At 61.9% G+C, this 21,947-nt stretch carries 18 protein-coding genes and 2 pseudogenes; 3 read left to right on the top strand and 17 right to left on the bottom strand.

What is annotated here, in order from left to right:
• Positions 1-277: 277 nt before the first annotated feature.
• The 15 genes and pseudogenes from EV655_RS17330 to EV655_RS17265 all read right to left on the bottom strand — a co-directional run bounded on the left by EV655_RS17330 (position 278) and on the right by EV655_RS17265 (position 14,553).
• The gene (locus tag EV655_RS17330) at positions 278-1,723 is read right to left on the bottom strand and encodes a hypothetical protein (RefSeq protein WP_132546617.1); all 1,446 of its coding nucleotides are present in this window, start codon (positions 1,721-1,723) and stop codon (positions 278-280) included.
• On the bottom strand, positions 1,720-3,060 hold the full coding sequence (locus tag EV655_RS17325; RefSeq protein ID WP_132546616.1) for a KGGVGR-motif variant AAA ATPase: 1,341 nt from the start codon (positions 3,058-3,060) through the stop codon (positions 1,720-1,722). Before EV655_RS17325 ends, EV655_RS17330 begins: the two co-directional genes overlap by 4 nt.
• A 2-nt stretch (positions 3,061-3,062) precedes the next feature.
• A complete protein-coding gene (locus EV655_RS17320; RefSeq protein ID WP_165905392.1) occupies positions 3,063-3,356 on the bottom strand; it encodes a hypothetical protein in 294 nt (97 codons plus the stop codon).
• Positions 3,357-3,906: 550 nt separating this feature from the next.
• Positions 3,907-4,302 (bottom strand): annotated as a pseudogene (locus tag EV655_RS17315) (site-specific integrase); the annotation flags it as partial.
• Positions 4,303-4,459: 157 nt separating this feature from the next.
• Positions 4,460-7,591, bottom strand: a complete 3,132-nt coding sequence (locus tag EV655_RS17310; protein WP_132546614.1) for a type I restriction endonuclease subunit R — start codon at positions 7,589-7,591, stop codon at positions 4,460-4,462.
• 3 nt (positions 7,592-7,594) lie between these two features.
• Complete coding sequence (locus tag EV655_RS17305; protein ID WP_132546613.1) at positions 7,595-7,990, bottom strand: hypothetical protein; 396 nt, start codon at positions 7,988-7,990, stop codon at positions 7,595-7,597.
• Positions 7,987-9,297 carry a restriction endonuclease subunit S gene (locus EV655_RS18765; RefSeq protein WP_165905391.1) on the bottom strand — a complete coding sequence of 437 codons (1,311 nt, stop codon included), beginning with the start codon at positions 9,295-9,297 and terminating at the stop codon, positions 7,987-7,989. Before EV655_RS18765 ends, EV655_RS17305 begins: the two co-directional genes overlap by 4 nt.
• Positions 9,294-10,832, bottom strand: a complete 1,539-nt coding sequence (locus EV655_RS17295) for a class I SAM-dependent DNA methyltransferase (protein ID WP_132546612.1) — start codon at positions 10,830-10,832, stop codon at positions 9,294-9,296. Before EV655_RS17295 ends, EV655_RS18765 begins: the two co-directional genes overlap by 4 nt.
• 65 nt (positions 10,833-10,897) lie before the next feature.
• Complete coding sequence (locus EV655_RS17290) at positions 10,898-11,587, bottom strand: hypothetical protein (protein ID WP_132546611.1); 690 nt, start codon at positions 11,585-11,587, stop codon at positions 10,898-10,900.
• Positions 11,584-12,156 (bottom strand): DNA methyltransferase, encoded by a 573-nt coding sequence (locus tag EV655_RS18935; RefSeq protein WP_243645129.1) that lies wholly within the window; start codon positions 12,154-12,156, stop codon positions 11,584-11,586. Before EV655_RS18935 ends, EV655_RS17290 begins: the two co-directional genes overlap by 4 nt.
• A 43-nt stretch (positions 12,157-12,199) precedes the next feature.
• Positions 12,200-12,601, bottom strand: a pseudogene (locus tag EV655_RS18930) (DNA cytosine methyltransferase); the annotation flags it as partial.
• A gap of 71 nt (positions 12,602-12,672) precedes the next feature.
• A complete protein-coding gene (locus tag EV655_RS17280) occupies positions 12,673-13,680 on the bottom strand; it encodes a helix-turn-helix domain-containing protein (protein WP_132546609.1) in 1,008 nt (335 codons plus the stop codon).
• A complete protein-coding gene (locus EV655_RS17275) occupies positions 13,677-14,072 on the bottom strand; it encodes a VRR-NUC domain-containing protein (RefSeq protein ID WP_132546608.1) in 396 nt (131 codons plus the stop codon). The genes EV655_RS17280 and EV655_RS17275 overlap by 4 nt, the downstream gene beginning before the upstream one ends.
• Positions 14,069-14,308 carry a hypothetical protein gene (locus EV655_RS17270; RefSeq protein WP_132546607.1) on the bottom strand — a complete coding sequence of 80 codons (240 nt, stop codon included), beginning with the start codon at positions 14,306-14,308 and terminating at the stop codon, positions 14,069-14,071. Before EV655_RS17270 ends, EV655_RS17275 begins: the two co-directional genes overlap by 4 nt.
• Positions 14,305-14,553 carry a helix-turn-helix transcriptional regulator gene (locus tag EV655_RS17265; RefSeq protein ID WP_132546606.1) on the bottom strand — a complete coding sequence of 83 codons (249 nt, stop codon included), beginning with the start codon at positions 14,551-14,553 and terminating at the stop codon, positions 14,305-14,307. The genes EV655_RS17270 and EV655_RS17265 overlap by 4 nt, the downstream gene beginning before the upstream one ends.
• 624 nt (positions 14,554-15,177) lie before the next feature.
• Here EV655_RS17265 and EV655_RS17260 point away from each other — a divergent pair.
• Positions 15,178-15,780 (top strand): hypothetical protein, encoded by a 603-nt coding sequence (locus tag EV655_RS17260; RefSeq protein WP_132546605.1) that lies wholly within the window; start codon positions 15,178-15,180, stop codon positions 15,778-15,780.
• A 3-nt stretch (positions 15,781-15,783) separates the two neighbouring features.
• Here the strand turns inward: EV655_RS17260 and EV655_RS17255 are convergent, their stop codons facing one another.
• Entirely contained in the window at positions 15,784-17,055 is a 1,272-nt protein-coding gene (locus EV655_RS17255) for a tyrosine-type recombinase/integrase (protein WP_132546604.1), read from the bottom strand.
• A 263-nt stretch (positions 17,056-17,318) separates the two neighbouring features.
• Here EV655_RS17255 and EV655_RS17250 point away from each other — a divergent pair, with 263 nt between their 5' ends.
• Together EV655_RS17250 and EV655_RS17245 are read left to right on the top strand one after the other, a co-directional pair.
• The gene (locus EV655_RS17250; RefSeq protein WP_132546603.1) at positions 17,319-17,759 is read left to right on the top strand and encodes a hypothetical protein; all 441 of its coding nucleotides are present in this window, start codon (positions 17,319-17,321) and stop codon (positions 17,757-17,759) included.
• A gap of 423 nt (positions 17,760-18,182) precedes the next feature.
• Entirely contained in the window at positions 18,183-20,267 is a 2,085-nt protein-coding gene (locus EV655_RS17245; protein WP_132546602.1) for an AAA family ATPase, read from the top strand.
• A gap of 692 nt (positions 20,268-20,959) precedes the next feature.
• Here the strand turns inward: EV655_RS17245 and EV655_RS17240 are convergent.
• Positions 20,960-21,865 carry a hypothetical protein gene (locus EV655_RS17240; RefSeq protein ID WP_132546601.1) on the bottom strand — a complete coding sequence of 302 codons (906 nt, stop codon included), beginning with the start codon at positions 21,863-21,865 and terminating at the stop codon, positions 20,960-20,962.
• Between the last annotated feature and the right edge of the window lie 82 nt (positions 21,866-21,947).

Raw genomic sequence — 21,947 nt, 5'->3', positions numbered from 1 at the left:
CGCTAGCGAACCGCCGCGCTGCGCCCCCCCGCATACGTTCAGGGCCGGGGAGGAACCAGAGGAGGGGGGCGACGTGTTCGGCCCTGAGCCGCCGGTCAGCCGCATCGTAGCCAACGTCCGCTCTGTGCCAAATCAGTCGTTCAACGGAAGTCATCGACTACCTGCAAGCAAACGCACTCTTGAGAAGAGTATTCAGCAAGGCAGCCGACATTGAGCGCACGGTTGTAATTGACCACTATCGTCAAACGTCACCCCTACCTGACCCTGCGAGTTTTCCTTAAACCCAACGTTTAGGCACTGCCACACCGCCCTTACGAAGGATTGCAGCCTCGACGCGGTAGATGTCGGGGACGTTGATCTTGCCGTTGGCTCGCTCTTCCATGACCGCGACATCGCGCATCGACGAGAGCAACGCAGAAGGCTCATCCCCTGCAAGAAACTTAACTGGCGTGCGGAGCCCCTCCGCTGCATCTTGCCGGATTCTAACGACGACATGCTCAGAGGCCCACAATTCAAACAACTGCTCGCGCTCCATCGGAACAAACTGACGGCGAAGCGCTTCGAGCGCAGGCCTGATCCATGGATAGTCTTCATAGAGCTCTTCGAGCCGACTCCTTGATGCCTGGCGGACACCTTCTTGTAGACCGAGATGATCGACCGCCCGCCCTGTAGGAGCTGGATTATGTTCAGCCGCCTTTTTCCAGGCGGTGAGGAAGCTGCGTGGAGAACAGGTCTGCGCCGCATCGCTTAAGTGAAGCGGTAGCCATGTATAGACGCGACCGCGCTTCTTGCTGCTCCCCATGAACTCCCCTGCAAGCCCATTAATAATGCGGGCTTGTGCATCTTCGGATATCCAACTCTCGCCAGTCTTCGGGAGAGCTTCAGTTGCGCCCTCTCGTTCCGCAAGTGCAAGAAGCGGATCACGGGCATTTGGATTGCGGAGAAGCTCGAACAACAGCAGGCCGTATAGCTCTGCCGGTCGCCAGAAAAGATCTACATGATCGTTCTTGATCTTTGAGCCGTCCGGAAAACGAAACAGCTCCTGATCGGCAAACTGGTCAACCCGCATGAAAATCTTCGCGCGGATCGCCCGAAAGGATTGCAGCCCGACTGCCAACGCCAGAAGTGCGCGAGTCAAGTTTTGGATGCTTGCCCACTCTCGCCCCATGCGATCAAGCGCGTCGAAAACGACCAGAAGTGTTTTTCCGGCGCGAACCAACTCGTCATCAGCCTGCGACAGGGCTCTCGAATAGAGATTGGGATCAGCATTGAGGGATGCGATGATGCTGTCCAGCGTTCCATTGTGCTTGCCCGGAAGAACCGACCACGCCATCCGGATCATAACCGCCCGCCAGATCTTGTCTGGGTCGTGGCCTGCAGCGTAGATCGACGTAATCTCGTCGACCGTCGGTGCGGGCGGGCTTTCTCTGTCCGAGCCGTTAAAGCCGACGACTACATAGGCGTTCGCGAGCTGAGGATGCTTGTAGACAATAGCTAGGCGGTCGCGCAGGTCCGTGCTGAGCAGGGCATGAGTCCAGAAGCTTTTGCCCATACCCCGATTGCCAACGACCAACTGGCGGCGAAGATCGAGAACCCCGCGATGGCCTGCGGGCAGGAAGGCCTCCTCGACCGAGATCGTTGCATTGGGTTCGACCCGCGGGGAGGGGTCGAACGCGGCGATCGCGTCACGTAGAGCTGCGAAATCTGGCTGGCTACTGTTCACGCGTTCGTCTCACTGGTAGACGCAGAAGAATTTATCACCGCGTCGAGACCGGACAGAAACTCACGATAAGTCTGTTCGTAAAATTTCTGGGTGAGTTGATCGGCATCGCGGCCTGGATCGAAATCTACGAAGTTTGGACTGAACGGCACAATGAGCGGCCAGTGCGGAGCAGACTCGTCCGAGCGCGTAAAGCGCAGCAATTCGGGCTCTTGAGCACTGTCGGTTTCAGCATCGTAGATATGAGCCGAATACAGTTCGTACATGTCATCGACAAAACGCGTTGACACGCCCGCGTTAAGACTCGCCTTGGCGTAGACTGGCTTGAGCCTCATGCGCCAATCCGCGCCGCGGCCAGCGGCAGTGTCGCGCTGTGCAAGTAGCTGGAGCGATGCGAATAGGGCGCGATACCCTTCGATCGTCTGCTTCTGTGCTGTTCCAAACAAGAGTACTGTTGCTCCCAGTCCCAACACCGCAGGCGCGGCCAACTCGGAAAGGCCCGCACGACTATCGATGAAGACAACGTCATATTGCTCGCGCTCTGTAATGCGGGAGAGCATCTCCGAGATCTGAGTGGAAACCGAAATAGATCGGCCATTTACTACATCTTCGATCATAGCCCGAGAAAGCTTCGGCAGGATATTTTCCGGCTGATCGTTGGATTTTCGGCCAAGCACGGGAAGGACATCAACGCGCCCGCCACCGCCTTGCGTCAACCCGCTTGTGCCAATGAACCGAAATAGGTCTTGGGTCTTAACGCCACCGAGGCCATTCTCGACGAGATAATCAATCGCGCCGAAGTCCGGCAGGCGGTCCGACTCCAGCAAGAGATCGCCTAGCCCCGGCGCTTCTAGGTCAAGATCGACCACAAGCACATTCCGGTTGCGGCGTGCTAAGTCAGCTGCGGCAATCGCCAGTGCCGTTGAGCGGCCCACGCCGCCTTTAAGGGTTGCGAAAACAACCCGTGGAGGATTAGCAGCCATCGGCTCCGGTTCGTCCAGCCACCCTGCGCCCACAATTCGCCGATCGATGACCTGGCAAAAGAGATTGCCGACTTTGATCGGAAGCCGTTCGGGCGCCGCCAGCAAACGCTCACTTCCGCCATCGCCGCGAAAGCTGATCGGTCGATCAATTCTGGCATAGCTTCCCAGTGCCTCGATCAGCGCGGACCCAAGTTTTTCGCGCTCCGCATCATTTGCGGCTTCACGCCCTGCAATGAAAGTCAGTTGCCCAGAGGCATCGCGAAGTGCGGTTCCGGCTTCGACAAATTCGTCATCGATGAGGTTAGCAAGCGTGGCGACGAGGACAGCGAGGGAATCGTCAAAACGGGGTCCAGCCATCACTATAGCTCCATTTTCTGTATGAGAGTGTCTGCGCTTGCCCTCCAAGCATCGATCCAGTTGGCCTGCACCTCTGCTGTCGAAGCATAGCGCATATCGGTAGACCAGTTTTGAAAATGATTCGATTTGGCAATTGCAGTCAGTTCACCTGAGCGTCGCCCATGAACCGTGTCGCGCAACTGCGTCGCCAGCTCAGGGAAATGAGCGTAGTAGGGATCGTCCCGACGCTTATCTCGCGGCAACTCTGCCATGCCGCTATCCCGCATCAGGGCCTTGACCGCAAGTTCGCCTGCCAAGCCAAAGAGATAGCCCGCGACGGCCCGGCATCCCGGTTGCGCCCCAGCAGAAGCGATTGCATGCAATTCCGTCGCTGCCCTGAAATGGCGCCGCGCCGAGCCTTGCAGGTCCTGTCCATACGCCATACGGCCACCCCTAAGCCTGTTTGGCAGTCGCGCTCATCGTCGATCAAATCAAGTCGCAGTGCGTCGATCTGAATGCCGCCAAACATTTACAAGCATTAGCGGACCTTAGCGGGCTCCGCAACGAAGGTCCGCTTTCCTGAAGGTTTTTCGATGCGGGCCGCTGCGTGACGTCTGGGCGCCTGCGCGGCTCGGCCCGCGTTGACAAACCTCGGAAGGAGGAAGCCGCGGTGGGCTGGGCGCTGTCTATGGGGAAAGCATGCTGAGGTCTGGGGCGACGGTGGTGCTTGGCCGGCGGTCGGGCCGGAAGTGACGGTCGCCAGAGGTTGTCTGATCGCCAGCAACGATGATGTTCGGGCGCGGTCGGCGCATGTGGTCGGGTTTTCTATGCCCGATCATGGCATTGGGCACGCCGGGGGTGGTCGGGGATGCCCAGGGCCGCGCGATACTTCAGCCCCGGCCCGGGCACCGCGGCCATGAGGTCACCCACCTCTTCGACGCTGAGGACGATCGGCAACTTCCGGGGTTTGCTTCGGAACTGCATGTACCGCTTCATCTCTTCGCGGCCACAAGTGATGCCGAAAAAGAACCGCAACGACGAAATCCGCACGTTGAACGTCGACGCCGAAACGCCGGTGTCGGTCATGTGAAGCTGGTAGGCCCGAAGCTCCTCGGGGGTCGCCGTGTCGGGGGCGTGCCCGAGGAACGCGGCGAAATCCTTGATCGCCCGGATATGAGCCTTCTGCGCCTTGTCGCCCATGCCGCGGATGCGCATGTCCTCGATCATCCGCTCGCGCAGCGGCGTCGTTCTCTCCTCCGTCATGGAAGCCTCCTGTCTGTCGATTGAGAAGGTCCCAATCGTCAGACAGCTGCGCGCTTTCTCAAATGCACGGGACTCAGATCAATGCGAAACGCCAGCCACAAGCGCCAATGCCGCGCGAGCGGCTTCGTCCTTCCGCCCGTTGGGTTCGCGGCTTCCATCAGCGCACCACCTCCGAAAGGATCGCTTCCGCCTGCGCCAAGACACCCTGAACCGCAGCGTCCTCGAGATCCGGTGGAAAGCCGTATTTCCGCAAAATGCGCTTGACCAGAACACGCAGCCGGGCCCGGGCGCTGTCGCGGTGGGCCCAGTCGATGCTGATGTTAGCCTTGAGCCCATTAAGTAACTCGTGGGCGATGATCTTCAGCTGGTCGTTGCCCAGCACATCGACTGCGCTTTGGTTATCGGCAAGTGCATCATAGAAGGCGACTTCTTCGGGTGAGAGGCCCGCTTCTTCGCCCCTGTTGCGAGCATCGCGGACGTCCTTGGCCAGCGCGATCAGTTCCTGCAGCACCTCGACCGTGCTGATGGCATTGGTGTGGTAGCGCGCGATGGCTTCTTCGAGCCGCTCCGAGAATTTCCGGGTCTCGATCACATTGCTCCTGCTGCGCGACCTGATCTCGTCATTCAGCAGCTTCTTCAAAGCTTCAAGGGCGAGGTTCTTCTTTTCCATCTGGCCGACTTCGGCCAGGAACTCGTCCGACAGGATGGAGATGTCCGGCGATGACAGTCCGGCCGCGGACAGAATGTCGACGATCTCGGTCGATGCGACGGCGCCATTGACGATCTGACGGATGGCAAGGTCGCGCTCGGCGGCCGAGCGACCGGACGTGTCGGCTGCCTTGACCATCGCCGCGCGCACGGTCTGGAAGAAGCCGACCTCGTCGCGGACTTCGCGGGCAGTGTCGCTGGCCGAGCAAAGGGCGAACGCCTTCGAGAGCGCCAGAACTGCATCCGGATATCGGCGATGCGCAGCCTTCTTGGCCTCCTTGTCGGCTTCGCGCTGGGCGGCCTCGTCCTGCCTGGCCAGGATCCAGTTCAACGCCTCTGCCAAAGCGACAAGCCGTTGGTGCGGGGTGCCGGTCAATCCGGCCGAGTAGTCGAAACCGTGGAACATGGAGCGCACGACATCCAGCCGCTCCAGCAGAGCTGAGACAGCTTCGCCCTCGTCAATCCCAGCCTGTTCCTGGTCCGCCTTGGAATACTGGCCCAGCGCGGACTTCAGGTTCTGGGCGATGCCGATGTAGTCGACAATCAGCCCCGCGGGCTTATCCCGGAAGACGCGGTTGACGCGGGCGATGGCCTGCATCAACCCGTGGCCCCGCATCGGTTTGTCGATGTACATCGTGTGCATCGAGGGGCTGTCAAAGCCGGTGAGCCACATGTCCCGAACGATCACCAGCTTCAGGGGGTCCTTCGGATCCTTCGCCCGCTTGGCCAGTAGGTCGCGCCGGGCCTTGCCGCCGATATGGGGCTGCCAGGCTTCCGGGTCCGAGGCTGATCCGGTCATCACGATTTTCACCAGACCGGCGCTGTCGTCGTCAGAATGCCAGTCCGGACGCAGCGCGACGATCTGGTTGTAAAGGTCGACGCAGATGCGGCGGCTCATGCAGACCACCATGGCCTTGCCGTCCATCGCCTGCACCCGCGCCTCGAAATGGGTGACAAGATCCTCAGCCACCATGCGCAGCCGCTTTTCGGCGCCAACCAGCGCCTCGACCGTCGACCACTTCCGCTTCAACCGCTCCTGTTCGCTGACGGCTTCGTCCTCGGTCAGTTCCTCGATCTCGGCATCGACCTTCGGCTTTTCCTCCTCGGGCAGCTCGATGCGCGCCAGTCGGCTTTCGTAGTAGATTGGCACCGTCGCCCCATCCTCGACGGCGCGGCTGATGTCGTAGACGTCGATGTAATGGCCGAACACGGCCGGGGTGTTCACGTCGTCCTGTTCGATCGGCGTGCCGGTGAAGCCGATGAAGGATGCATTCGGCAGCGCGTCGCGCAGATGCTTGGCGAAACCATAGGCGATCTCGCCGCTCTTCTCGATCCGCGCCTTGAACCCGTACTGGCTGCGGTGGGCTTCGTCCGCGATGACGACCACGTTGCGCCGGTCGGTCAGCATCGGATAGGCCTCGCCCTTCTCCGGTGCAAACTTCTGGATGGTGGTGAACACTACCCCGCCCGAGGCGCGGGACAGCGCCTTCTGCAGATCCTCTCGGCTTTCCGCCTGCACCGGCGTCTGCCGGATCAGGTCGCGGCACATCGAGAACGTGCCGAACAGCTGGTCGTCCAGGTCGTTGCGGTCTGTGATGACGACGATGGTCGGGTTCTCCATCGCCGGTTCGCGCACCAACTGGCCCGCATAGAAGGCCATGAGCAGGCTCTTGCCGGATCCTTGCGTGTGCCAGATTACCCCTGCCTTGCGGTCGCCTCCCGACGTGCTGGCCTCCACCGTGCTGGTTACGGCTTTCCTGACGGCGTGGAACTGGTGGTAGCCCGCGATGATCTTGGCAGTCCCGCCGGGCGTGTCGCCGAAGACCGTGAAGTCGCGCATCAGCGCCAGCAGCCGTCCGCGTTCGAGCACGCCCTCTATCAGCACCGGCATCTCCGGCGCACCCTTGGGCGCCACATCGGCGCCATCGGTGGTACGCCACGGCATGAAGCGTTCCAGATCTGCGGTCAGCGAGCCGATGCGCGCCTTCACCCCATCGGTCGTGACCAGCACGGCATTTGCGCGGAACAGCGACGGGATCTGTGCCTTGTAGGTTTGCAGCTGGTTGAACGCTGCGCCCAGCGTGGCGGTCTCGGCCCCTGGCTTCTTCACCTCGATCACACCCAACGGCAGACCGTTCAGGAACACCACCACATCCGGGCGCCGGTTGTTGCCGTTCTCGATAACCGTGAACTGCGCGATGGCCAGCCAGTCGTTCAGCCGATCCTCCGGGTCCACCAGCCGCACCGCATCGCCCCGGATCGTGCCATCGTCGGCGCGGTATTCGACCGGAACGCCTTCGACCATGAACCGGTGCAGGCGACGGTTTTCCTCGATCAGCGAGGGGCGGTCAGAGGCCACCACCCGCCGCAGGGCATCCTCGCGCGCATCTTCGGGGATCTGCGGGTTCAGCCGCGCCATCGCATCCCGCAGCCGCGCAGCCAGGATGGTGTCGGAATAGGCCTCGCGCTCGGGCGTGCTGCCATCGGGGCCGGACACCGCGTCGTTCAGACAGGCATAGCCCAGCCGCCCGAGGTGATCGAGCAGGACGGCTTCGACTTCGGCCTCGGTCAGGGTGGGCACCGTTCAGCCTCCCTCGGCCGTCGCAACGAAAGCGACGTCCGACCAGTCGAACTCCAGTACGGCCTTGCGATACTGCATGGCGTTCTGGGCGGTGATCCCGAACCAGCGGTCCGTGCCGTATTTGATCGAACCGGTCTTGTCGGTCACGAAAAGCGTCAGGCCGCGCATCGGTTCCGGGGCATCGGGGGCATGGATGGCCTCCATGATCTCGTCGAGGAAATTGCCGATGCCGACCTTGGCGAGCTTCGCACCAGTTTGTTCGACCAGTTGGGTGTAGGTCAGGTAGGGCCGTTGGGGCAGCTTGCCGTGCTTTTTCCGGTACTCCTGCACCGTGTGGACATGGGCGATCAGGCCGTTGCCCAGCAGCATGGCGTTCTTGGTGCGCACTGGCAGCTTCATGCTACGGCCTCCTGATCGAATGAGGCCAGGTCGGCCACCCGCAACTCCCCCGACATCAGGCGCGGCAGGAGGAGGTCGCGGGTCTGGGCGAGGGTGCGGGTCTCAGTTTGAAGCCCAAGAGCTTGATTGAAGATCGGTTCGATCAGGCGATCAAATGCGTTGTGAACCTCTGGCGATGCCGCGCAGACCATCATGCGCTGCATGTCCGCTTTGGTCACATGGCCTAGACCGGTGGTCTGTTTGTTCCGCGCCAGCTCGGCAAATTCCGGTTTGAGGAACTTCAGAAGGGCGTGAAGATAAGGCTTGGAGCGTTTGCCGTTCGGGCGCACGGCGAAGATGTGCTGGTTCAGCCAGGCTTTGCCACCCGTCCACAGGAAGGTGTCAATCGAAGTGTCGGGGTTGCCTGACCACGAGAAGAGGAGTTCGCCATCGTCGATCAGATAGCGCGCGCCAAGATCGGTGGCGGTTCGCTGCGTGGCTCCTGTCACGCCGTTTTTCAACTCGGCGATCTTGATCACCGGCAGCGCATCGGGGTCATCGGAGAAGTGCATATTCTTGTAGGCAGCCCCGTTGACCCACTCCGCCTGATCCAGAAGAGGTTCGAATGCCCACTCCTCCGGCTTGCCCTCGTCGTCCAGGCGGTCGGGGAACAGCGCCCAGAGGTCGGGGTAGAGGTAGGGGGCGCGGGCTTCCATCTTGGCGCGGGTGGGGCCGAAATCGACGAACCAGTCGCGGAACAGCGCCCGCGCCATCGCCTCCAGCGTGGCGTTCATTTTGCGGTTTAGCTCGATCTTGTCATCCAGCGCCCCGAGGGTGGCGGCAATGGCGCGTTGTTCGGGGAGCGGAACCGCCGGAATTTCGAACTTCTCGATCATCCCCTTGGTCAGTGCATTCCGGGTTGCGCCGGAGGCCGCCAGTCCGAGCATGTGAGCCTGCATCTCCGGGGAGACCATAAAGTATCGGAGAAATCGAGGGTCAATTACCTCGGGCTGCGGCCGAATGATTGCGACATGTTGGTTCACCCGGGCAGGCAAGACCACGGGATCGACTTGGCACACCCGGGCGACGCTATCGCCTGTGATGTTCAAGAGGACGTCGTTTGGCTGAACTTCGACATTAGAAAGTTGGTCGGCTTGCTCTTGCGAAATGAATGCGAGGCCACCAATCGAAAAACGGTCATTCAAGACATTCTGGCTGCGAATGAGCGAATATGGGCCGTCGGTAAGGTAGGCTTCCTTGCCGCCGCGTGGGGTCGCGCCGCTGCCGATCTTCAGACAGTGATCGCCGAGACGAAGAGTTCCCCTCACATCCCAACCCCTGCCAGCCGCGCCCGGATGGTCGCCGTCAGTTCCTCGGCCTTGGCGAACTGCGCCTCCAGCTGCTCCTGCAGGGCAGCGAAGCGCTCGGTGAAGGGTGTCTCGTCCTCCTCCGCCGTCTCGGCCCCCACATAGCGGCCCGGGGTCAGGACGTGGCCGTGGGACCGGATCTCCTCGATGCTCGCCGACTTGCAGAAGCCCGGCGCATCGGCGTAGCCCTCGCCCAGCCGCCAGGCGTGGTAGGTGTCAGCGATCCGGGCGATGTCGGCATCGGAAAACTCCTTCCTTGTGCGGTCCACCATGAAGCCCAGCTTGCGGGCGTCGATGAACAGCACCTCGCCCCGCCGGTCGCGCAGCTTGCGATCGCGCGCGATGCCGTTGGACTTGTCCTTCGCCAGAAACCACAGGCAGGCCGGGATCTGGGTGGAATAGAACAGCTGCCCCGGCAGGGCGATCATGCAATCGACCACCTCGCCCTCGATCATGGCCCTGCGCATCTCGCCCTCGCCCGACTGGGTGGAGGACATCGAGCCATTGGCCAGGACCACGCCGGCCGTGCCGGTGGGCGACAGGTGATGCAGGATGTGCTGCAGCCAGGCGAAGTTGGCATTGCCCGCGGGCGGGATGCCGTATTTCCAGCGCGCATCGTCGCGCAGCCGCTCGCCGCCCCAGTCCGAGATGTTGAAGGGCGGGTTGGCCAGGATCACATCGGCGCGCAGGTCGGGCAGTTCGTTCTTGTGGAAGGTGCCTTCCGAGTTCCACTTGATGTCGGCGTCGATGCCACGCACGGCCAGGTTCATTTTGCACAGCCGCCAAGTGGTGTAGTTGCTTTCCTGCCCATAAATGGCGATGTCGCCAAGACGGCCGCCGTGGGCCTCGACGAACTTTTCCGACTGCACGAACATGCCGCCCGAGCCGCAGCAGGGGTCGTAGACGCGGCCCTTGTAGGGTTCCAGCATCTCGACCATGGTGCGCACGACCGAGCGGGGGGTGTAGAACTCGCCGCCGCGCTTGCCCTCGCTGCCCGCGAACTGGCCGAGGAAGTATTCATAGACCCGGCCCAAGAGGTCGCGCGCCTTGTCCTTGCCCTCGCCCAGCGCAATGCCGGAGATCAGGTCAATCAGTTCGCCCAGCATGACGGCGTTCAGCGCGGGGCGGCCGTAATCCTTTGGCAGGACGCCTTTGAGCGACGGGTTGACCTTCTCGATGGCAATCATCGCCTCGTCGATCAGGCGGCCGATGGTGGGCTGCTTCGCGCTGGCCTGCAGATGCGACCAGCGCGCCTCTTGCGGCACCCAGAAGATGTTGTCGGCGAGGTATTCATCCGGGTCCTCGGCGCCCTCGGGGTATTCGGCCAGCAGCGCCTGGCGTTTCATCTCGAACCCGTCCGAGATATGCTTGAGGAAGATCAGGCCAAGGGCGACGTGCTTGTAATCAGACGGCTCCATGTTGCCACGCAGCTTGTCCGCGGCTTTGAAAAGGGCGGCTTCAATCCCGAGGTCCGAGCCGTTGTCGATTGATGCCATTGTGAAATCTTCCCCCGGTAAGTCTTTTCCAGACGGTATTTCAGCCAGAGGGCGAAATCCAGCCGCTACCAGCGGCTTGGCTGTGATCTTTCCCAAGGCCGCGCCTTCGGCATCGCCGACGTCACCTCGACCTCCCGCAGCATCCCGCCTGCGATCAGCCCGTCCCGCACCCAGCCCAGCGCCTGCCACCAGTCGTCATAGCCGCGCCTGGCCGCCTCAATCTGCCGCGGGTGGGGAGAAAAGGTGACCGGGCAGGCCAGGATGTCGATGGTCTTCCATGTGGCGCGCGCGCCCGCTCCACGCACCCGGATGCGTTCGGTGCCCACGACGATGGCGCCCGCATGTGTGCCGTGTTGGTTCTGCTTCACGATGATCGGCACGCAGCGCGGGACGGCGCCGGGCATCCAGTCCGGGGTCAGCCCGGCGCGTGCCAGTTCGGCGACGCGGATCGCCATGCGCTTGCCGCCGAGGCTGTCGGGGATCCCGGCGACGGTGGCCGCGATCAATTCGGCGTCCTCGTGGGTATAGCTGCCGATCTTGTGCTGTCCGCCGTCGATCTTGCAGCCCAGCACGGCGCGCTGGAGGAGGACGTATTCCAGGCCGAAGCCGAAACCTTCCTCGGTGATGTCCGGGGGCAGGGGCAGTTCCAGCTGCGCCTGTTCCACCCGGAACGCCCATTCCAGTGCCGCCTGCACGCCCAGCGCGCGTTTGACCCTGGTGCCGCCCGTGCGACCGATCCGTCCCTGGAAGCTCATGGCTGCAATCCTTCAAGGAAATCCATCTGCGCCGGGTGCTGGGCAGCGTCCGCCGGCCGCCAGATCCACGGGCCCGAGGCCATGGGCAGCTGCGAGAGAGCGCCACGCATGCGCTGCTGCCAGAGGGTGAACTCCGTTGCCGAGCAGGCGCAGAGCGCGTGCCCGATGGGCCAGCCCATCAGCCATCCGACGAAGAGCGGGTTCAGCCGCCGCCGCGACCGACCCTTCAGGATCCGCCGCGAGACGACGCGCCCATGCGAGGCAATCATCGAAGCCCAGAGCGGGCGCGAGATCGGGGCGTGCGGCCAGGACCGCTGCCCATCCGGCAAAGTCGCCGGGGCCGGGCGGATGAAGCCCTGCTCTGCCCGGTAGTGCAGCAGGTCCATCCGGGACTTGCCGTCGGTCCGGGTGATGCTGGCCTCGGAACTGCCCTTCCAGTTCTGGGCGGCCGGTGTCGGCCAGTGGTTCGGCAGGGCTTTCGCGATGCCCCGCGCCAGCGCCTCGGCCTTTCTCGTGAAGTCGCTGTTCCCGGCCGGATTGTAGCGGCCGGTGACGGGGTGCAGGCTCATCGGTGTGGGCCAGGATGAAGATCCGCAGCCATTCATGCGGCGCACCGACCTCTGCCGCCGAGAACAGCCCCGCCGCAGGCGTGTAGCCCAATCCCCAAAGCTCTCGCAGGACGGTCTCGAGACCGAGGGTGACGTGACCGGCGACGTTTTCGAGGAATACCCATTCGGGGCGGCATTCGCCGATGACGCGGGCGACGTCGGGCCAGAGGTGCCGGGGATCATCGGCGCCACCGCGTTTCCCGGCTGCGCTGAAGGGCTGGCAGGGATATCCGGCGAGGACGGCGTCGAAGGCGCCCTGGAAGGGACGGGCATCGAAGCTGCGCAGATCGGTCCAGATCGGGGCCGGGCCGAAATAGCCTGCGCGCTGGGCCGCGATGAGGACGGCGCGGGGCCAGTCGTCCCATTCGACAAAGGCGCGGGTGTGATAGCCGGGTTCGGCGAGCATGAGGCCCAGATCAAGGCCTCCGCCGCCTGCGCAGAGGGACAATCCGTGCCGGGGACGTGACACCATGCCATTCACCGCACCCCGCGCTCGCGCAGGCGTTCGGCCGTCACCAACCCCCGGGCCAGCATGGCGTCGCGCAGCGTGTTGCTGATCGCGCTGACCGGCAGGAAGCGGTCGGAGTTGACGAGGTCGGCGTAGAAGGCGGGGAGGTCGGTGATCTGCTGCGCTGCCGGGGCGGGGGCTGCCTTGGGCTTGCGCCGTTTCCGCCCGGCATCCTCGACCTTGCGCTGGGCGGCACGCCGCATCGCCCGGTCCAGCGCTTTCGGCCCATCCGGCGGTTCCGGGTGGTCCTGGCGCGAGGCCGCGGCCGTGGCGATGATCTCCACCTCGGTCAGCCCGAGTTCGTCGCGCCAGCGCTGGACGTGCAGCCGGGGCGGCCAGCCTTGCCACCAGCCGGGGAGGACGGCTGGGTCGAGGCCCAGCGCTGCCAGCAGGTCCCCGAAAACCTCATCGGAAACGCCCTCGCGCGCCTGCGCGCCCTCCTCCTCCTTTACTGGTTTACTTAGAGGTTCCCTTACAGGGTTAGTGTCCGAAATCCGGACACGGGCTTGGCGATTTTCCGGACACGGGTCAGCCGGAAAATCGGACACGGCTCCCGCGTCCTCCCCGTGTCCGAAATCCGGACACGGCAGGGCATCGGCCGCGGCATCCAGTGGTGAACCCACTGCCATGTCGGCGATTTCCGCAGGGGCGCATTCCCCGTGTCCGATTTCCAGACACGGCACCACAGCCACAGGTGTGAAGCCCGGCTCGAACCCCAGGATGTAGCGGGTGGGCAGCTGGCGCTTGGTCACGGGGTCCAGCCGCGGCACGCGCCGCAGAAGGCCAACGGCCTCGAGCTGGCCAAGGTGATCGTTCAGCGTGGACCGGCTGATCTCGCAGTCATGCGCCAGCCGGTCCTGCGAGGGGAAGCAGCCATAGTCCGGATTGAACCGGTCACAGAGGTGCCAGAGCACGATCTTGGTCGTGGGTTTCAGCCCGCGCTGCCTGATGGCCCAGTTGGTGGCCTCGTGGCTCATGGCGCGGTCCTCGGCGGGGCAGGGGCGATGCGCGTCGTGAAACCGTGATCGGCCAGCGCGCCCAGCGCGTCATCGAGGCTGCGGACCAGCGCCCAGCCGAACCCCTGCGCCTGCACCGCATCGCGGAACGCCTCCTGCTCCGGCCGCAGCCGCCCTTTCGGCGCCTTCAATTCGAGGAAGAGAATGCGGCCGTCGCACAGGAGCATCAGATCGGCGAACCCGGCATGGACGCCCATGCCGACGAGGATCGCCTGGCGCTTTGCCCCGCGGGGCCCGGCCTCGGTCACCTCGTTGGCGCAGTGATGGATGATGGCGGTGCGGGGCAGCGCGATGCGAAGCGCCTGCACGACGGCACGCTGCAGATCGGCCTCGGGGGTGCCACGGCGCTTCATCGCGCGGCCCTCCCCTGGTCTTCGCGCTGGGCGAGCCGCACCGGCCGCCGTGCATCGACGACCACCAGCAGGCGCTGCGCCTCCGCCCGCTCGGCCGGGGTTTCGCCATGCTTGGCGAGCACGTTGCAGGCGAGCCGGATCAGGAGATCGCTGTGATGCGCGACATCGGCGATGACAGCGCGCGCCTCGGCCACGCGGTCGGCGGGCCAGGCGGAGCTGCGGGGATGGATGGTCATGGCCGTCCCCGCGTCTTGCGCACCGGATGGGCCTGTTCCTGCGACCGGATCCACTCCTGGATGGCGGCGCGGCGATAATAGGTCTTTCGACCTATGCGTGTGCAGGGCGGCCCCTGGCGGCGGGCTTCCCACCGCGACAGCGTGTCCGCGGTCAGGCCCAGCGCGCGCGCCAGCTGCTCGCGGCTGATCCAGTCGGCCAGCAGGTCGGGGATGTCCTCGTCGGGATCGGTCAGAATGTCTTTCATGGGCTGCTCCGTTCACCTTGCGCCCCTCTGGCAGGGGCCAGGTCAGCGAAGCAGAGCGCGAGGACCGGAAGACAGGCGGAAGGTGGAACCGAGGACGCTAGGCCTATTCCGCCCCTTGTTTCATTGGGGTCGCGCGACCTTGACGAGTCAGGCCCACCGCAGGCAGGCCGCCTCAGCGGCGATCATCTGTGGCGGTTCAGGGCGGCGAAGTGTGCGCGTGCGTCACCGCTCACTCCGGGCTGGGCGATTTGACCGGCCTTCGGGCGGATTCTCCGGTTCCGAGGGGAGCGGAAGTGCCGGAACAGATCGTTCCGGTCGGGCGCCGCAGGCGCTCGACGATATCCACAGGTTCTTTCTTTGTTCGGGCGGGGCGTCACAGGTTTTTCGTTGCGTGCTCGCCTTTGGGTTGCGTAAACACTTTGTTGAGCAGTCCACAAGAATCGAAAAGACGAACACAGTCGGATGCGCATGCCGGTCACGGTGTGCCTCTGGCCTGCAGGCGGTTTTCCTCGACGACGTGCTCTCCAACCCGTAGGCCCGCGCGCGTCGCGCGTAGGGCCATTTGTAACCTGCATGCCGACGGCCCTGGCCGAAGGATGCCGCATGTCTGAAAGGAGTTTCCCGATGCCGCTTCCGCCCGTTGCCTTCTTCTCGATCTATGAAATCGCCGTGCGCTGGGGCTGTCACCCGGCCGATGTGGCGGGCTGGGCGGCAGCGGGGCATCTGCATGTCGTGGCCGGCATTCCTCCGGTCGTCTGTGGCGAGGAGACGGTGGCCGGGATGGTTCAGGTGCCGATGGCGGAGTTGATGGGGATGTTCCGGCGGATGGGCCCGAGCGACGAACAGGCGAGGCTCAGGCGGGTCATGCCGTTTGGCAGCAAGGCCTGGCTCACGATCACCGACCCGGCAGAGGGCTTGCTGGTCCGGTCCTCCGACCTGCTGCTGGATGCCGGAACGCTGCAGACCTTCGAGGAAGAGCGCGATCTGCTGCGGCGCCCGGCCTCCACCATCGGGGCCAGCCCGCGATACGATTGGGACGCGATGTACGCGTGGCTGACGTGGTTCCTGTTCGAGAAGGGGGCGCCCGACACCCAGACCGCGCTGGTTTCACTGGTGCAGGACTGGTTTGTCCAGAACTCGAAGTCGGGCGAGGTTCCCGATGAAAGCACGATCCGCAAGCGGCTGTCCTCGCTCTGGCGCAGGTTGCGGGGCGAGGATGCGGCGTGAGCGTCAGGCCGATTTCGGCAGGTCGGCCCCGTCCTGCAATGTGTCATGCACAAGGCGTGGCCGCGGGCGCAGGAGGCTCGCCACCGTGTCGACGCCCGCGCGCAGAGGGGAATCCATCAGGTGCGCGTAGCGCTGGGTGGTCTGCATCTGGCTGTGGCCCAAGAGCTTGCCGATCATTTCCAGCGATGCGCCGCCGCTGACCAAGAGCGAGGCGAAGGTGTGGCGCAGGTCGTGGATGCGGACGTCGGCCAGCCCCGCCTCCTTCTGCACCTTGGCCCAGAAGCGGCGGATTTCCCGCACCGGCTGGCCGACGGTATCGCCGGGGAAAAGCCACGGGTTGCCGCTCGGCACCGCCTGCTGGCGCTGCCGCACGATGGCCGCGACGTCCTGCGAGATCGGGACGCGGTGGATCTTGCGCTGCTTGGTGGTCGAGGCGGGTTTCGACCAGATGGCATAGTCGAGGTTGAACTGTTCGAACCGCGCCGTCCGGACCTCGCCCACCCGGGCGCCGGTCAGCATGCACATCCGGATGATCGCCGCGGCGCGCTGATCCTCGGCGGCATCCAGCACGGCCGCCAGCCGGGTCAGCTCCTCGGGCGACAGGAACCGTTCGCGGGCATGTTCGATGCGCCGATGAAAGCCTTGTGCCGGGTTGTCCGTCCGCCATTCCCATTCCACCGCCAGCGTGAACATCTTGCGCAGCACCTCGCCCATCCGGTTGGCGCGGATCGGGGTGGGCTTGTGACCCTGCAGCTTTCGGGCGCGGTTGTTGGGCTTCGCCTTGCAGGGACGGGGGCGCCCCTCGGCCACGAAATCGAGGAACTTCGCGACGTCGGACTTGGTGATCTCCGTCACCAGCCGGTTGCCCCAGGCCGGTTCGACCATCTTCTTCAGCATCGAAACCTGGTCGCCCGCATTGGTCTTGGCCAGTTTCGGCAGATGCTCGGCGATGTAACGGTCGATCATGTCCGTGACGCGCGGGGCCTCGCGCCACTCGTCCCGCGCCGCCAGAGGGTCCTGCCCCTCGTCGATGGCGCGGCGCAGTTCCTTCGCACGTTCGCGCGCGGCCGTGACGCTCCATTCCGGCCAGCGCCCGATGGTCATCCGCCGCTGCCGACCGGCGTGCCGATAGTCGATGGTAAAGGTCCGAGCGCCCGATGCCTGCACCCGGGCGGCAAAGCCGATCACCTCCGTGTCGAAGATCTGGTAGCTGACGCCGGGCTTGGGTTCCGCCTCGCGCAGGATTTTCTCATTCAGTTTCAGTCGGTTGACCATCCATCCCGCCTCCTTGCCCGACGACACAGGTGTAGACCCGCGCCACTATCAAGTCGGACCACGGGGCAGGGACCGGAATACAGGCGGAAGGTGGAACTGGAGGCAGGGGTCAATTCCGGATAGAAAGAACAAGGGGTTGGACGAACTCGTCCAGCGCGCGAGATAGGGAGCAGACGAAGGCAGGCCACCATCTGTACCCATCGTTTGATCGGGGTCCGCCCATGGGGTAATCCTGTCGGCACGCTCCCAATCGCGAAACTGCCATGCCCAGCACCAAGCCCCCAAGAAATCTGACGCCCGTGCTGTGCCAGCGCCTGCAAGCCGAAATGCTGAAGGCCTGCGAGACCGTCGCCGCCCGTCATGGCCTGGTGGTCGAGCCGCGTGACATCACCGGCGTCGACCTGCGGTGGGGGTTCGATGCCACCTTTCGCGTCTCGATCCCCCTGCCGGATGGCACAGCCCTCGACCCCGAGCGGCTGCGGTTCGAGGCGCTGGCCGAGGCCTTCGGGCTTTCCCCCGCCGATTACGGCCGCCAGTTCAGCACAGGGCGCGAGCAGTTCCGCATCACCGGCATCGACCCCCGCCGCCCAAAATACCCGGTCTCTGCCGAGCGAATCCCGGACGGCCAGGGGTTCAAGTTCACCGCAGAACAGGTGGCACTGCTGCTGCAGAAAGGGATGAAGGATGTGACGCCGAAGGGGTAGGGGCGGGGCTGTCGGCCCTCAGCGGACATCGGCCACCCAGCCAGGTTTCTGCGGTCGTAGCCCGCATTTCCGCCATTCGCCGCACGTGCGAGATCTGGAGTTGGTCAAACTCACGGTCTGCGGGACGAAGCATGGGAAATCGGGCTGACCTGACGGGTGGGTTGGGTTCTCGGTGACTTGAAGCAGATGTTGCAATGCGAGGAGAAAGAAATGAATTGCTTAGTGGGTTTGGACATGTCGCTGCGCCGCGGACGAAACCCAACCCGATCAGCAGGGGCAGTGACCAGCTTCATCTACGCTGGAACCTGTCCAAGGATAAGGACGTAGTTCAAGGTGTTGCGGTCCGGTTCCTCTTGCGAACAGACCATACGCCGCTAGAGTAACCTTGGTCTATCACAGCGGGTACATTCAAGGACATCAGCGTTGAGAGTAAAATCAATAGGTATTCAGAATTTTCGCGCGATCAGGAAGCTTGAGTTGGATGGCCTTACTGATGCGATTGTAGTCGCCGGCCCCAATGGCTGTGGCAAGTCCAGTATATTCGATGCTATTCGTTTGTTGAAATCTGCATATGGCCAATACCACCAAAACGAGTATGGGCAATGGTTTAGCGAATTTAATATTAACGCACGAGAACTCCAAACAGACGCAGAGCGCATCTTGTTTGACCCGACGAAGCCTCTGAAGATTGAAGCCAAGTTTGAACTAAGCCCTTCGGAGAAAAGGTTTCTTAGAGACAACGCAGTCGAACTCTATCGGAGCCTGAGGTGGTCCCGACTACTTCGAAAGCGCTCTGCGGAGGGTGACGTTGCGATAGCTGACCCCACCACGAAGAGGGCTGACGGCGAAATCATTGAGAGCCAAGCTCAGGCGCTAGCAGAACGACTATTAGCCTCGCTGGACTCTGATACATACCATGCCGAACTCACTATGAAACCGGGCGACACTCCCGCAGTCGTCGGATCTCCGGTTCTTGAGCTAGTGTTTTCTCTCTATCGCCCCAAGGCCATCGGCGTAATTGACTATCATTCGCCCTCACGAGTTTACGACAGAGAACAACTGGGCAGCCTGAACCTAAGGATTCAGGACGCCTCGAACAAAAATGCGCAGAAAGCCCTCTATGATACAAAGAACAAATATGCAGGTGTAAAAGCCGAAATGGCTCAGTCTTACATTATGGAGATGCTGGCGGAGCGTGCAGGTGTTGAAATTGAAGAGAAAAACACTCTGAAGAATACATTGGACGAACTTTTTTCAAACTTCTTTCCGGGAAAGAAGTTTATCGGAGCCACCCCAACGAAGGATGGAGCGCTAGAATTTCCAGTTCAATTGGAGAGTGGACGGCAGCACGACATCAACGAGCTTAGCTCCGGAGAAAAGGAAGTGCTGCTCGGCTATCTGAAGCTTCGTAACGCTGCGCCAAAACATTCGATCATTTTGTTCGATGAACCTGAGCTACACCTCAATCCCCGACTCTCGCGAAGCTTGCCTCGATTCTATGAAAAATACATTGGGCGAGCCAATTCAAATCAGATCTGGATGGTTACCCATTCTGACTCAATTCTCCGTGAAGCAGTGCAGGAACCATCGTATTGTGTTTTTCATATGCGGCCAGCTAGTCAGGTTGCCGAAGGAGAGAGCCAGATTGACAGAGTTGCGGCAGGACAGGACGTCGAGAATGCCATATTTGCGCTGGTTGGTGATCTTGCGTCATACAGCCCGCGATCCAAGATAGTCCTACTGGAAGGGGAGGACACTGAGGTTGACGCGAGAATTGTATCTCAGCTTTTCCCTGATTTTGTAGATCGTGTAAATTTAGTCTCTCTTGGCAGCAAGCGAACCGTCTCCGGGGCACAAGACGTCCTTGAGAAAGCTGCGGAAGGCGGTAGGCTGGACGCCCGATTCTTTTCTATCGTTGATAGAGACTTTGGTGGCGAGTTTCTTGTGGCGAACGAGCGGCGCCACACGTGGGATCGCTATCACATAGAAAATTATCTACTTGAGCCCAACTTCATCCGACAGGCCTTGAGCGAGATTACCCTTGGCCAGATTGACCTCACGGAGGAAGAGGCAAGTAAAAAGCTTCGTGCAGCCGCCGAGCTAACAATTCGTGATATTGCTAGAATAAGAATCGAGTCGACAATTAACTCAAGATTAGTTGGATCTATTTCACTTGGGTTTGACAGGGGAAAATTCGCACTTGCTGATGGCTTTTCGCAGGCAATCGGAAGGTCGAAAGAAAAGTTGGATGCAGTAGTTTCAGACTTAACTCCGGAGAAAATTGCCGAAATGGAGTCGGCCGAGGTGGACAAACTGCGTGCCGCTCTAAACGATGAACGCTGGTCGTCGGACTTTCGCGGGCGCAATGTGCTAAAGCAGTTTGTTGATATGCAGAGGGGCGCACTAAGCTACGAGCAGCTCAGAAACCTTGTAATCGCTCGCATGAGAGAAGCTGAGTTTCAACCCGTTGGAATGGCTGAAGTTTTAAATAAGATATTATCGGCCTGAGCCTTTTTCAGAATTTACCCGCACACCGCTAGAATCCAACTCTACGAAATGAATCCAATGTCGGATTCTTCATGGTCGACGCAAGTCGTATGAGCACGCAGCGAAGGTCCGGTTCCCTGAAGTTCTGTTCCGAAACAGGACGAACCGAAGACTTCGGTACCGAAGGTCTGCTTTCGCTGCCTATCCAATTTCGTGCCGCAACGCGGCGAATTCACACTTTCCGCCCTTCGCGTAATGATCGGTGCATGGGACCGTAGAGATGGTCTATCGCGTTTGATGAGCATCGCTTGTCAACGCCTGGTCAACCCGCGAATGCGTTCCTGAGCGCACGTCGATCCGCCCAAATCCGGCGAGAAACGTCGAGAGTTCGCAAAAAATCCGCGATTCCAAAGGCTTGTCTTCTAAGTTGCTGAAATCAAAAGAGTCATGTAAATCAATAGGTTCGGCTCATAACCTGAAGGTCGTAGGTTCAAATCCTACCCCCGCAACCAAATTACCCCAAGAATACAGCCGCTTAAGAGCCTCCCACACGGGAGGCGTTTGCGTGTCGCGTCGTGTTGCAAGCCCGTCCCGAACACTCCCCAAAGATTCCAAAGGCTTACGACCAGCCCAGATTCCTCCGTGCAACACGGATGCGACACGGGGCGGGTTCGATGTTCGCGGGGCGTTCTGGGGTGCCTCTAAGTCCGTGATTATCCGTTCTCTCGTTCGCTTGGGCGAACCGGGCGCGCGTCCGCATCGCGCGGGTCATCCGGGAACGGAATGTCCAGGTTCAGTTGCATCGCCTTGAGGATCGAGAGCAGGTACAGCGCGTCGTCCAGCCGCATTGTAAGCTCGTGAATTCTGCCGTGCTCGTCGTCATACTGGATGTTCACGGCTTCCATGCCATGGGTGATTTGCGCCCCGCGTATTCTCTTGACGCGTGGCAACTGACTGATGCCCGTGCTTTCCTCCATGTTCGATTGCGCTCCCTTTTGTTCATTGACGCCGTTGCGGCGGGGCGATGGTTGCCGACGGCTGCCAGGCAGGTTCATCTCCGGATGGACTGCCCAGATCGCCTTGCGGTAACTGATCAAGAATGTGTCGATGGGTCGAAGGCCGATCGCTGCCGCGAGATCGGATGGAAGCATCAGCTTCGTATCAAGCGCGGGAAAAGAATTATTCCGCGAAATGCTCGAAACGGCGTTCTTCAGGCGAAAGTCCATTGTAAGGAAACAGAACGCCTTGTGGACATGCGCCGTATGCAGATGCCACGCATCTAGGTTGCTCTTCTCGGGGAGCAGTCGAGCAATTGCAGCGAAGGGTTCATCCGTCCGCGCCCGAATTCGGAGTTGCTGGCTTTCTTTCGCAGCGACCAGATCGAGGTGGTATCCATCGACGGATGGAATGGCCAAGTCGTCGAAGATGTTCAGGTCGCCAATCCGATACCCTCGAAAACGGCCGAGCGGCTGGCGTGTCACTTCCGCGTGCAGCTCAGCAGACGTGACCAGATTGATCAGACCGGCTCTCGCGAGTTCAGCGATGCCGACGAGGTATCTGATCTCGACGTAGACGCGGTCGCTACTATCGGCTGGGTGAACCGGAATGTTGGCTGTCACTGAGAACTGACCCGGCAGCAGTCGGAATTGTCACTGAGATTTGACCCATGTGGAACCTTGCCCCTGACGGAGTTCGTCGGGG

Origin of the sequence: Rhodovulum euryhalinum, from assembly GCF_004342445.1 — a bacterium.
In the GTDB taxonomy this organism is placed as follows: Bacteria; Pseudomonadota; Alphaproteobacteria; order Rhodobacterales; family Rhodobacteraceae; genus Rhodovulum; species Rhodovulum euryhalinum.
This window is presented reverse-complemented; position numbering and strand designations above follow the sequence as displayed.